At 53.5% G+C, this 13,444-nt stretch carries 9 protein-coding genes and 1 tRNA gene; 8 read left to right on the plus strand and 2 right to left on the minus strand.

Going from position 1 to position 13,444, the window contains the following annotated elements:
* Positions 1-692: 692 nt before the first annotated feature.
* Positions 693-1,106: a hypothetical protein gene (locus tag BMW41_RS05280; protein ID WP_074649182.1), complete on the plus strand. Its 414-nt coding sequence runs from the start codon at positions 693-695 to the stop codon at positions 1,104-1,106.
* Positions 1,063-3,570, plus strand: coding sequence for a transglycosylase domain-containing protein (locus BMW41_RS05285; RefSeq protein ID WP_074649183.1), 2,508 nt, complete (start codon positions 1,063-1,065; stop codon positions 3,568-3,570). Before BMW41_RS05280 ends, BMW41_RS05285 begins: the two co-directional genes overlap by 44 nt.
* A gap of 278 nt (positions 3,571-3,848) precedes the next feature.
* On the opposite strand, the gene BMW41_RS05290 is transcribed toward BMW41_RS05285, so the two are convergent.
* Positions 3,849-4,646 (minus strand): Cof-type HAD-IIB family hydrolase, encoded by a 798-nt coding sequence (locus tag BMW41_RS05290; RefSeq protein ID WP_074649184.1) that lies wholly within the window; start codon positions 4,644-4,646, stop codon positions 3,849-3,851.
* Positions 4,647-4,749: 103 nt separating this feature from the next.
* Positions 4,750-4,823: transfer RNA gene (locus BMW41_RS05295), tRNA-Pro, on the minus strand.
* Between the two features lie 185 nt (positions 4,824-5,008).
* Between BMW41_RS05295 and BMW41_RS05300 the strand changes: the two genes are divergently transcribed.
* The 6 genes from BMW41_RS05300 to BMW41_RS05325 all read left to right on the plus strand — a co-directional run bounded on the left by BMW41_RS05300 (position 5,009) and on the right by BMW41_RS05325 (position 13,352).
* Positions 5,009-5,620 carry an HD domain-containing protein gene (locus tag BMW41_RS05300; RefSeq protein WP_074649226.1) on the plus strand — a complete coding sequence of 204 codons (612 nt, stop codon included), beginning with the start codon at positions 5,009-5,011 and terminating at the stop codon, positions 5,618-5,620.
* Between the two features lie 216 nt (positions 5,621-5,836).
* Positions 5,837-6,847: an aspartate--ammonia ligase gene (asnA, locus tag BMW41_RS05305; RefSeq protein WP_074649185.1), complete on the plus strand. Its 1,011-nt coding sequence runs from the start codon at positions 5,837-5,839 to the stop codon at positions 6,845-6,847.
* A gap of 220 nt (positions 6,848-7,067) precedes the next feature.
* Positions 7,068-8,591: a dihydrolipoyl dehydrogenase family protein gene (locus tag BMW41_RS05310; RefSeq protein WP_074649186.1), complete on the plus strand. Its 1,524-nt coding sequence runs from the start codon at positions 7,068-7,070 to the stop codon at positions 8,589-8,591.
* Positions 8,527-10,335 (plus strand): aminopeptidase P family protein, encoded by a 1,809-nt coding sequence (locus tag BMW41_RS05315; protein WP_074649187.1) that lies wholly within the window; start codon positions 8,527-8,529, stop codon positions 10,333-10,335. Before BMW41_RS05310 ends, BMW41_RS05315 begins: the two co-directional genes overlap by 65 nt.
* A 231-nt stretch (positions 10,336-10,566) precedes the next feature.
* The gene (locus BMW41_RS05320) at positions 10,567-12,519 is read left to right on the plus strand and encodes a GH25 family lysozyme (protein ID WP_074649188.1); all 1,953 of its coding nucleotides are present in this window, start codon (positions 10,567-10,569) and stop codon (positions 12,517-12,519) included.
* Positions 12,516-13,352, plus strand: a complete 837-nt coding sequence (locus BMW41_RS05325; RefSeq protein WP_074649189.1) for a metallophosphoesterase — start codon at positions 12,516-12,518, stop codon at positions 13,350-13,352. The genes BMW41_RS05320 and BMW41_RS05325 overlap by 4 nt, the downstream gene beginning before the upstream one ends.
* Positions 13,353-13,444 lie beyond the last annotated feature (92 nt).

Below are 13,444 nucleotides of genomic sequence, written 5' to 3' on the forward strand. Positions count from 1 at the left end.
AGGATCCTGAGTCATAGCTGAGCTGGCACCCTGGTTATGGATAGGCAGAACGAAGGAAGTGAGGACGCCCAAAGAGGCTGATCCTGTTGGACATGAGAGGTGAGCTGCCATATAGGGATGGGTATACATCGAGGCCATTTAAATCGTAATCAAACGACGCTTTATTTGGAGTACCCAAAAAACCTATATATCTGTCAATTTAGGCAAGGATTAGTCCATAACCAAGCAATCACTCAATCTGAGGATGAATAAAAATCTATGAATTTACACAAAAAAACACTTGATTAATTGGAGAGGAAATTTCTCCGAATTCCCTATGAAACAAACACGCTCCGCGAGGATGCGCACGCCGCTGTAAGCAAATTCACTAAGCTCGAGAAAACCAGCCGCAGCACGCTATTTCACTAAGCGGCAAAGCCGCTAAGTGAAATATGTGTCGCTAAGAGCTTCGCCAAGGACGCTGTCACCTAACGGTGACCAGCGGCGGCGCGCAAAGTCCGCGGGGGCGGTATACGTAAGAAAAACGTTATGGATCCGGATGTGCCGAGTGTAGCAAATTGTGTAAAATTGTGTTATCATCAATAAGATTCCTTTATCGTGTTTTTAAGCGCTTTTTAGGGATTTTGAATTCAAAACAATGGTAGAATCAGACAGAAATAACTGTCAAAAAAAGGAGCAGGAAGAGGACTACGATGGACTATTTACTGTGTTATCCAAGTTCAGAGAACCTGACAAGGGAAAAGTGTGAAAAGGTTCACAACATTCTTGCGCGAATGTCAGAAAAGTATAAGCTCAGAATTGTGCCGGAACCGATGAAAAGTATTTATTACAAATGTCCGGATTTCAGCCGGAAATTCCGCATTTACAAGAAAATCCGGGATCGGGAAAACGGCGGTGATGCGTATCTCGAAAAGGACGAGGAGATTATGCTTCTCTCGGAGTGTCGGGATGACGAGGAAAAACAGCTCATGAAGGAGTGCATATACGCATACCAGTATGAGTCGGGCGTTGTTCTCAAGGCGTTCCACGAGAGAGAAAAGAAATTCAGACGAGAGGATGCACATGAGCAGCAGAAAGATCGACAGGAATCAAAGAAATCTTCATGAAAATACCGCATGGGTTGCGGTTCGTTCTGTATTTACGATTCTGAATGCGATGGTCCGTACACTCATTGTTCTGACGCTCTCGACGGCTGTGATCGGAGCTCTTTTTCTGGGTGTGAAACTGATTCCGATATACAACAGTTATAAGAAGCAGGTTGCAGGTGTTGTCGATCAGAGTACGCTGGAAACGTTCCGGCTTCAGGAGGCAAGTTACATCTACGATGTGAACGGAGATGCCATTGCAAAACTGACCGGGGATGAGGACTCGAGCTATCTGGCTTACGATGAGATTCCGAAAAATGCGGTCAATGCGTTTATCGCCATCGAGGACCGCAGCTTTTGGGATAACTCCGGTATTGATGTCCGGGGAATCATGCGTGTACTGGTGAACTATCTGAAGTCTTCCGGCGATGAGATGCACGGCGCGAGTACCATTACCCAGCAGCTGGCACGAAACCGTTTCCTGACCCGTGAAGTCAAGCTGGAACGAAAATTTAAAGAGATGCTGATCGCCATGGATCTGACAAAGAAATACACCAAAAAGCAGATCATGGAATTCTATATCAATGACATCAACTATGCCAACTATTATTATGGACTTGAGGCTGCGGCAAAGGGATATTTCGGAAAAAGCGCAAAGGATCTGACGCTGAGTGAGACCGCTTATCTCTGTGCGATTCCGAACTCGCCGACTTATTATAATCCGTACAACCATCCGGAACGCGCACTGACCAGAAGAGACAAGATTCTGGATGATATGTGTTCCATGGGATTTATCACGGATTCCGAGTGCAGGGCAGCCAAATCGGAGGAGATTTCCGTCTCAAGGCATCGCGTTCCGCTTCACAATTATGAGACGACGTATGCCATCGACTGTGCGGTCCGCTTTCTCATGAAGAAGGACGGGTTTGACTTCAAGTACGGTTTCCGCTCCACGGACGAGTACAAGAAGTATCAGGACCACTTCAATGAATTGTATGAGCAGGAGAGAAATGCGCTGTATACCGGAGGTTACTCCATCTATACGTCGCTGGATCCGGATCTTCAGACGAAGCTTCAGGGAGCGGTTGACGGCGTTCTCGCCTTTAACGATCAGACGGCGGACAATGGAATCTTCAGCCTTCAGGGGGCGGCAACCGCGCTGGATAACAGCACCGGAAAGGTTGTGGCAATCGTCGGCGGAAGAACCCAGGAGACGTCCACGTATACGCTGAATCGCGCCTTCCAGAGCTACCGGCAGCCGGGAAGTACAATAAAACCGCTGGTGGTATACACGCCGGCACTGGAAAACGGATATACTTCTTCCACGACGGTAACCGATATCAGCATTGATGCCGCGAAGGAAAAGGGCGTCGATGTCAGCACGCTGACCGGAAACACCATGCCGCTTCGAACCGCACTGGAAAAGAGCCGAAACGGTGTGGCCTGGTCCATTTACAGCGACCTGACACCGGAGCTCGGAATGGCGTATCTGACGCAGATGCGGTTCGACAACATTGTCCCGGATGATTATTATCAGGCGACCGCTCTCGGCGGATTTACCCACGGTGTGACGACCGAGGAGATGGCCGGAGCGTATTCGGCGCTGGCAAATCACGGCTCTTATAAAGAACCGACCTGTATTGTGCGCCTGGTCAACACACAGGGAAAAGATATCTTTGAAGAAAGTCCGTCGGTTCAGGTATACCAGCGCGAGAGCGCAGATATGATGGTCGACATGATGAAGGGCGTTATCACCAGAGGTACGGCTGCCGCCATGGGATGGAACAGTCCGGTTCAGGCGGCGGGAAAGACCGGAACGACAAACAACAGTAAAGATGGATGGTTCTGCGGTGTGACTCCGTATTACGCCGTATCGGTATGGGTTGGATATGACAAGCCGAAGGCACTGTCGAACCTGTATGGCGCGACCTATCCGGCGTCTATCTGGAAGCAGGCGATGACAAGCCTGGTGGAAGGAAAAGAGGGCGTTCAGTTTGAGGCTCCGACGTCGGATCGCGGCCTCGGATCTTCGGAGTATCTTCAGGGGCATGAATCTTCCTTCCTCATCGACAACCGCAATTACACGACAGCGGATTACCGCGCGGATCATGCGAAGGCGGATAAAGCGCTGAAGATCATTCTGAGTCTTCGATCGGGAGAGGGGCAGTACGGTTCGGAAGACCGTGAGCTGGCAAAGAATCTGATTGCCCAGCTGAACAGTGAATCCATGAAGAAGAGAATGGAGTTGCTCTTAAAGTACGGCACAGCCGGAAGAGACAATCCGGCGGAGACGGCTGCGGAAGTTCAGACGCTTCCGGAAGGGGCGGATCCGGCTGCACAGGGCGGTGCGGAAGGCCCGGGCCCGGCGTCCGAGCAGACGCAGAATTCGGCACCTCAGCCGAATCGAAGTCAACCGCATGAGGAAGCGGCTTACGGCCCGGCAGCGCATCCGGTGGAGATTCCGGTTGGCCCGGCAGCGGGATAAACATCCGAGTGACCGTGAGAGACAAGAGAATAAAATGAAGAAACAGAACAGCCCCCGAATGTCGGATTGCTCCGGCATTCGGGGGCTGTTTCGGCCTTCTTTTGGTGTTCTTTAATTTTCAGGTAACGCAAATTACGTGTGTGGTCCGGAGATCTTTCATAGTCGCTGTTCACGCAGTAAATCGAAAAGATGACTCATGAAAAATCGGTTCCGGCGCGCAGGGATCCGGGCGGAGGTTCGTTCCGCTATACCGGGGCCCGAGGGGCGGCAATGGGATTTCAGATGAAATCGGCTTCAAACAGGCCGAATTTCCGGCATGCGTTGTAGATTCCGTCCTGACCGATCGGATCGGTGATATAATCTGCCACTTCCTTCAGTTCGGGAACTGCATTTCCCATCGCGATTCCGGTGCCGACAGCGCGAATCACTTCGATGTCATTCATGCTGTCGCCGAATGCGACAGCGTCTTTCAGAGACGGATCTTCGTCGAAATACTGCGCGAGGCGTACGAGGCCGTCTGCTTTGGAACAGCCTTCTTCTACAATATCAGCGCCGGTTTGCGAAGAAAAAAGAGGAAAACGGACATTTGGAAAGGTTTTCTGCATTTCTTTCACCTGATCCGGGCTTCCGACGAAGGCAAGTGTCCGGACAGGAAGCGTCAGAAGGGAGCTCGGGTCACGAAAATGACGCCCGCATTCGCCCCAGCGGCGGAGATCATTGGCCTCGACCGCTTCCGGATTCAGATAATAATCGTCGTCACCGTAGGTCATGCCGATGCTGTAGCCGCGTTCCTCACAGAAGGTCATCATGGCGCGGAGCAGATTCCGGTTAAAGTGATGTTCATAGAGAAGACGGGAACCGACTGTGATCTTGGTGCCGTTCATGTGTATCACGGCATCGGGCCGGATCAGATCAATGTATTGGCGGCTGTAGTGGGTATCCATATCACGTCCGGTGGCGAGAATAATCTTCTTTCCGGACTGCCGGAGCAGATCCAGAGCGCGAAGCGCGCTGTCGGGGATCCGTAAATCCTTGTGATCCAACAACGTCATATCAAGATCAAAGCTGACGAGCATAGAGACCTCCGTTCATATCGTTCACATTTCTGCAGAAAGAAAAATAAAACCCGCAGAAGGGAACGAGAAGAAACAAGCTTCGCGAGTTGTCCGCACAAAAAAATCGGGGCGACAAGATTTGAACTTGCGACCTCTCGGCCCCCAGCCGAGCGCGCTACCAAACTACGCCACACCCCGTGTACCGGTCAATTGTAGCATAATGTTCGGAGCGCGTCAATTATGTGTGAAAAATGTGATATGATATAACGTATGGCTTGGAATTCAATCCGGGAAGGCCGCAGCGGGGGGCAGAAGATTACGGCGTACAGTAAGCCATGCCGCAGCAGTGGTACAATTCAGTGCAGACAGAAGTGGAGAGAAGAATGGACAAACAGAGTGATCAGAAATCCCGGCTGGAGCGGCAGCTGGAGTTTATCCGCGAAATCGATAAAGAGAAAGAAATCATCCGGCAGACATATCTTGCCGACGGGTCAAGAAAAGAGGGGGACGCAGAGCATGCCTGGCATATGGCGATCATGACGGCGATTCTCGCGGAGTACTCGAATGAAAAAATAGATGTGCTTCATACCATACTGATGCTTTTAATCCATGACCTCGTCGAGATCGATGCAGGAGATACATACGCGTACGATCCGGCGGCGAAGAAGACACAGAAAAAGCGGGAAATGACGGCGGCAGACCGCATTTTCCGCCTTCTGCCGGATGACCAGGCGAAACTGTTCCGCGGAATCTGGGATGAATTCGAGGCATGGGAGACACCGGAGGCGAAATTTGCGCACACGATGGATAATCTTCAGCCGATGATCCTGAATGACGCATCCGACGGGCGAAGCTGGGTGGAACACGAAGTGAGTCTGGCACCGATCCTTGCGAGAAATGAAAGGACCCATGAGGGGAGCGAAGAACTCTGGAAATATCAGAAAGAGGAGATTATCGGGAAACATCTGAAGAAGGGGCACATCAGACCGGAATGACGCCGGATCCGGAACTGCGGATGCTGCGGCCGGGCGCAATCGGGATGCGGAGCCGATACCGCGGGAGCGCACGCCGGGGAGAGCGAAGTTTTTTTCTTGCATATCATTCCATGGCGGTGCTATAATATTCACCATTGTATGAAACATACATATACACCGACATAACATATGCGGATGCCTGTCTGTGCGCAGGCGATGAAAGAGAGGATTAGACAAATGAAGAACCTGATTATTCCGGAGGGCTACGAGCCGCAGCTGAGTCTGCGCGAGACGCAGGTAGCTATCAAGACAATCAAAGACTTTTTCCAGAGAGAGCTTGCAAAGCAGCTGAATATCATCCGTGTTTCGGCTCCTCTGTTCGTTTTCCCGGAGACAGGTCTGAATGATAATCTGAATGGTATCGAGCGTCCGGTCGATTTCGGAATCGGAGAACTGAATGATCACAAGGCAGAGGTTGTTCAGTCTCTGGCAAAATGGAAGAGATATGCGCTGAAAGAGTACGGTTTTGCGCCGGGCGAGGGTATTTACACCGATATGAACGCGATCCGCAGAGATGAGGAGACCGATAATATCCATTCTCTGTATGTTGATCAGTGGGACTGGGAGAAAGTCATCAACCGCCGCGACCGCTCCATCGAGTATCTGGAGGAGACGGTGAGAAGCGTGTACAAAGCGCTGAAGGTAACCGAGGACTATATGGCCTACGAGTATGAGTACATCGGCCGATATCTTCCGAATGATATCACCTTCATCAATTCTCAGGAACTGGAAGACCGTTATCCGGAGCTTTCTCCGAAGGAGAGAGAGTACAAGGCGGCGAAGCTTCACGGTGCGGTATTCATCGAGCAGATCGGCGACAAGCTGAAGAGCGGCGAGCCGCACGACGGCAGAGCTCCGGACTATGATGACTGGAGCCTGAACGGTGATATTCTCGTATACTATCCGGTTCTGGACATCGCGCTGGAACTTTCGTCCATGGGTATCCGTGTCGATGAGAAATCCATGGCTTCCCAGCTCAAGAAGGCGGGATGCATGGAGAGAGCATCTCTTCCGTTCCAGAAGGCAATTCTCGAGGAGAACCTCCCGCTGACCATCGGCGGCGGTATCGGACAGTCCCGTATCTGCATGTTCTTCCTGAGAAAAGCGCATATCGGAGAGATTCAGTCCTCCATCTGGCCGGACGGCACCAGAGCAGAGGCGCTGAAGCATAATATTCGACTTCTTTAATCCGCACGATGCCAAGCCGGACCCCATGCCTGCATGGGATACCGGCGGCACCGCATTCGGCGGATGAAACAGAGAGGGATCGTTTTCCGGAGGAAGACGGTCTCTTTTTTTTGTGCTATACTGAACTCAGTGTTTGGCGGGAAACTGCTGGGGACATCAGCGAGAGTCATGCATCGAAGACGGACATAAACCATGTGCGAACCGAGGCAGGGAGGATTTTATGGCAGAGCATTATGATCTGGTAATTATCGGCGCCGGACCGGGCGGGTATACTGCGGCAGAGGCAGCGGTTCAGCTCGGCATGCGGACGGCGATCATCGAGAAGGATAAGATCGGCGGCGCTTTTATCAACACCGGCTGTGTTCCGGCAAAGGCGCTCCTTCAGGCGGTCAGTGTCTACAGCGATGTCAAGCGATCGGAAATGTTCGGCGTCACAAAAGAGGGCGTCGGCTTCGACCTCCGGATGATGATGGATTATAAAGACCGGAAAGTGCAGGAGGTTCGCCGGCTCGAACAGAAGAGACTCATCGGCAGCGGCGTGACCTATATTCACGGAACGGCAAAACTTCACCGGAACAATCAGGTCGAAATCGATACGGCAGAGGGCGTGAAATATGTCATCGGCGATAATGTCATCATTGCGTCCGGAGCCATGCCGCGGGTGCTTCGCGTGCCGGGAATCTATCTTCCGCAGGCCATGAACAGCCGTGCCATCCTGAACGCGACGGAATGGCATTACGACCGTCTTGTGGTTGTCGGCGGCGGTGTGATCGGCGTGGAGTGCGCGACTATTTTCCGGACGCTGGGGTCTGAAGTCACCCTGCTGGAGAGAAGCAGCCGTCTGTTGGATACTTTGGATGAGGCAGTTTCGGATAAAATGAAGGAGAACCTGGAGGAAAAAGGCGTCCGCGTTCTCTGCGGCGTCTCCGTGAAAGGATTCGTGGAGGTGGACCCCTCGGTCAACAACGGTCCGGTGGAAGTGCACTATATGGACGGCGGAGAGGAAAAGAGCGTGGAATGTGACCGGGTTCTGGTTTCCTGCGGCCGGGAGTCGCGCGTTAAGACCGTTCTCGGCGACGACTGTACGGTAAAATTTGATCAGGATGGACACCCCATTATTGACCGCTCGTTTCAGACGACCCAGAAGGGCGTCTATCTGATCGGCGACTGCATTTCCCGTCAGAGGCTGGCGCACGTTGCGACATCCCAGGCGGTTTATGTGGTCGAGCATATTGCGAAAAAGGGCCACCGGATGCAGATGACCGTCGTTCCAAACGGCATGTATGTAGTCCTCCCGATTGTTCCGGTATGTATCTTTACCGATCCAGAGGTGGCAACGGTGGGATTTACCGAGGCGGAAGCGGCGACCTACAATATGAAAGTCATCGTCGGGCGCAGGGAGCTTAAGGAAAACCGAAAGGCGATTCTGGCCGACAGCAGCAACGGATTTGTCAAACTGATCTTTGAGGCGTATACACATACGCTGGTCGGCGCGCAGATTATCTGTCCGAGAGCGGCGGATATGATCGGCGAGCTTGCAACCGCGATCGCGAACGGACTGACCGAACATCAGCTCCACACGGCAATGCGCGCCCAACCGACCTACAGTGAGGCGATCAACGCAGCCATCGACGATGTATACCGACAGAGCGAAGAACTGAAAGAGGAGAAAAACAGTTATGAATACATTGGTTTCGGAGCGGATCCGCTTGCTTCGGGAGAAGATGAGGGAACAGAATATTGACGCGTGCCTGGTGCCGACGTCCGATCCGCATGATTCGGAGATGGTGACGGAGCATTACAGCTGCAGAAAGTATATTACCGGTTTTTCCGGAAGTGCCGGGACGGCCGTGATATTAAGAGAGAAGGCAGGCCTGTGGACTGACGGACGGTATTTTGTTCAGGCGGCGCGCGAACTTCGGGGAACCGGTGTGGATCTTTTCCGGAGCGGAGAGGAAGGCGTCCCGGAAATCGAGGAATTTCTCGCCGCTTCTCTTCCGGAGAACGGAAAACTCTGGTTCGACGGCAGACTTCTCTCCGAGACCGCGGCGGAAAATCTGGAAAATGTTCTGAGAGACCGCGGAATCCGGTTTGATTTTGCGCAGGATCTGTTTGAAGACCTCTGGACCGACCGGCCGGAACCTCCGAAGGATCCGGTATGGATTCTGGATGAGAAATATGCCGGAAAGAGTGCGGGGGAAAAACTCCGTGACATCCGCATGGCCATGTGCAGGGTTCATGCCGATGTCCATGTGGTATCCTCCCTCGATGATATTGCGTGGATTCTGAATCTTCGCGGCGGCGATCTGGCAGATACTCCGGTTTTTCTGTCCTATCTGATGATCCGGGAAACAGGGGGGACGCTCTATATCGACGCCGACAAGGTCAATGATACCGTTCGGACCTATCTTTCCGGAATCGGAATCGACGTGCGCCCGTATGACTCGGTTTTTCGCGATCTCGCGGAGATCCGGGACAGCGTGATTCTGATGGAGAAGAAGCGCGTCAGCATGAAACTCTGGCGCAGCGTGGACGGTTCCTGCACGAAACTCAGTCTGATGAATCCGTCTTCCGGCATGAAAGCGGTGAAGAACGGGACGGAGATCGAAAATACCAGAGAAGCGCACCGGAAGGATGCCGTCTCCATGATCCGGTTCATCATGTGGCTGAAGGAGAATGTCGGAAAGCAGCCGATCGACGAGATGGGGGCGGCGGCATATCTGGACGCGCTCCGCATGAAGCAGGAGGGGTGTCTGGGCATCAGTTTTACCACCATCGCCGCATATGCGGATAATGCCGCTGTCGTTCACTATCATCCGGCACCGGAGACGAACCGTGAGCTGAAGCCGGAGGGCATGATTCTGGTGGATTCCGGCGGTCAGTATCTGGAAGGGACGACCGACATCACGAGAACCATCGCCCTGGGTCCGGTGACGGCAGAAGAAAAGAAATATTTTACGCTTGTTCTTGCGGCGCACCTTCGTCTGGAAAATGCGGTCTTTCATCAGGGATGCCGCGGAGTCGCGCTGGATTATGCCGCCCGTGAGGTTCTCTGGAAGCACGGGCTGGATTACAATCACGGAACGGGGCACGGCGTCGCTTATCTCGGACCGGTGCATGAACGCCCGAACAATATCCGCTTCCGCGCCGTATCGAACAATCTGGATTCCGTCAATGCCGTGCTGGAGCCGGGAATGATCACGTCCGACGAGCCGGGACTTTACATTGAGGGAAAATGCGGAATCCGCACGGAGAATCTGATTCTCTGCGTGAACAATGTGAAAAATGAGTTCGGCCAGTTTTATTCCTTTGAGCCGCTGACTCTGGTGCCGATTGATCTGGATGCGGTGGATCTGAACTGGCTCACCGATGGGGACATCGACATGCTGAATGCCTATCATCGCAGAGTGCGGGAGGTGATGACGGCGAGACTTCTGCCGGAGGAGCAGAAGTGGCTTGAGCACGCCACCCGGGAAGTTCACCGGTGAGACACCGCCGCGCTGCGATCACGGCCGGATTAAAGAAAATGTAATAGAAAGGACAGACAATTTCGAAAGAAATCTGAGATAATAGAGCAGGTGGATAAAATCCAGCCTGCTCTGTTTGCTGTCATACGATATTTCACAGAAATTCCGGTGACAGAGAAACGCTTTGCGAGCAGCAAGCCACACCCCGTGTCTGCACGAGGGCCTGGCGACTGGTTTTTTTGGGAGGTATTCATGAATCAAAATAGAAAACATAATCTGGCATGGCAGGCGGCAGCAGGTGTTCTGTCGCTGATGCTGACGGCCGCGGCGCCGATGGCTTCTTACGCGGGTCCGTCGGACAGTACGGCGGTAACCGCGGTGCAGGGACCGGGGGCGGGTTCGTCTTCCGGTTTTGCTTCCGGATCGACCGTGAGCTCCGTGACCAGCCCGTCCGGCACCAGCTCCGGTGCGTCGACCGCCCGCGGGCGATCCTCCGTCTACGATACCGCAAGTCAGGGAACCGTCAGCGTGAACGGCACGGCTGCGGTCACCGATCCGATCCGGACCGGCATTTCCACCGATGCGGCGCATTTCGGCGCGATGGCAAAAGGCGTGGATCTGTCCCGATGGAACAGTGTGACGGACTGGAATGCGGTGGCGAAAGACGGCATTTCCTTTGCGATCCTTGCAACAAGGGGAAACGGCGCGGAGGATGTGACCTTCCGCCCCAACGCCATCGGAGCCGCAAAACACGGAATCCGGATCGGCGCATACATTTACTCTTACGCGAAGACGGAAGAAGAGGCCATCGCCGAGGCGGACTTTGTGCTGAAAACGGTTAAGGATTATCCGATCTCGCTGCCCATCTTCTTTGACGCGGAAGATGAGAATACAACGGGAACCCTGTCCAAGGCAGAGGTGGCCCGTCTGGTCAATGCGTTCTGCGGGCGCATCAAAGAGGCGGGATATTATCCGGCACTCTACTGCAACGAGCACTGGATTGCCAACAAGATCGACATGAGCGCCGTGAACTGGGACGTCTGGGTCGCGCGATACGCGGATCAGTATACTTATAAGAAAGCGACGATCTGGCAGCAGTCCTCCAAGGGAAGCGTGAACGGAATCACCGGAAATGTCGACATCGACTACATGTTCCGGGATTACTCCGATAAAGTAGACGGCAACACGTGGAGGACGATCGACGGACAGCGCTACTATTACAAGAATCACGTCATTCAGAAGGCAACCTGGGTCAATGACGGCGCCAACTGGTATTATGCCGATGCCGACGGTGTTCCGGTGGCCGGCTGGCTGAAGGATTCCGGCAGCTACTATTATCTGAACAGTGACGGAAAGATGGCAACCGGCTGGAAGGAAATCAACGGAGACTGGTATTATCTGAAGAGCAGCGGCGCGATGGCAACCGGCTGGAGACAGATCGACAATAACTGGTATTACCTGAACTCGAACGGCGTCATGCAGACCGGAGTGCAGACCATCGGCGGAAAGACCTACTATCTTAAGGGCGACGGAAAGATGGCAACCGGCTGGAATGAGATCGGCGGAGATTCGTATTACTTTGATGCCGACGGTTCGATGGCAACCGGCTGGCGTGAAGCGGACGGCAGCTGGTACTATCTGAAGAAAGACGGAAAACGGCAGACCGGATGGCTCACGCAGGGCGATTTGACCTATTATCTTAAGGGCGACGGAAGGATGGCGACCGGATGGCAGGAGGTTGACGGCGCATGGTATTACTTCCACAGTGACGGAAGAACGGCGACCGGATGGATCGGGGGAAATGGAAGCTGGTATTACCTCGGTGAGAACGGTCAGATGAAGACCGGATGGATTTCGGACAAGGGAAAATGGTACTATCTGGGGGCTGACGGTAAGATGCTTACCGGCTGGCAGACCATCGGCAATACCCTGTATCATCTGGAAGATTCCGGTGCGCTGACGGTGAATGCGGTGATCAGTAACGGTCAGACCTGGTATCAGGCGGATGCCGGCGGTGCCTGCACCGAGACGGCAGCGCCGGGAACCGAGGCGACAGCCCCGCAGGCAGAAAATACGGCGCAGGCCCAGCAGCCGGGAACTGTTTCCGTGACCGGACCGGACAGCCGGCAGCAGTCCGGTCCGCAGGGAACGGCTTCTGTACCAGGGCAGAGTTCAGGATCGTACGGTCCGGGGAGTGTCCAGTGAAAATCGCAATGATTTCAGATCTCCATACGGATATCAATGAGGCCTATCCGGTGATCGAACTGACTGCGGCAAGAGCAAAGGAACTGAATGCGGATGTTCTTCTCGTTGCCGGGGATATTTCCGAAGATCCGGACCGGACAATCCGTGAGATGCGGCGTCTGGCGGAGATTCTTCCGGATGTGGCGGTCCGGTATGTTCCCGGAAATCACGATATGTGGAATAAGCACTGTCCGGAGCGATCAACGGAAGAAATATACCGGATGTATTCCGGTGATATCCTCTGTCTTTCCGGACAGGTGAGCAGTTCCGCAGACCGCGAAAAGAACATGAAAGTCCGTTTTACCGGCGATATCGGCTGGTATGATTACAGTTTTGCATCTCCGGATCACAGCCGGGAAGAACTGGATTCCATGACAAAGGGAGGACGGACCTGGCAGGATAAGTTCTTCAATCAGTGGACCGGCGACAATGACGCCGCATGCAGTGATCAGCTTTCGAGAATCGAATCGCAGCTTTCTGCATGCCGGGAAGGTCCGGTGATTGCTGTGACGCATATGCTTCCGATCCGGGAGTTCTGCGTTCCCGAGTCTCAGGAGGGATGGGGATTTTTTAACGCCTATCTCGGCACGGAAAAACTGCATGAACTGTTCCGGAAATATCCGGTGGCCGCGGCGGTCTGCGGGCACGTGCATTACCGGAAGGTTCTGCAGAAAGACGGAATTCTCTATATCTGTCCCTGTCTCGGTTACCATACGGAATGGCCGCTCTGCGGACTGGCGGACAATGAACCGGCAACCCATGTGGCGGATGCCATGCAGCTTCTGGAACTGTGACAGCGCATGGAAAGAAAATAAGAAACCGCGCCTGCCTGTTTTTCACGATCAGAGGGGGAGCCGGTAACGGATGTTCAGAATCGTGTGCATTG

Origin of the sequence: [Clostridium] aminophilum (assembly GCF_900101295.1) — a bacterium.
GTDB classification, from domain to species: Bacteria; Bacillota; Clostridia; order Lachnospirales; family Lachnospiraceae; genus Clostridium_R; species Clostridium_R aminophilum_A.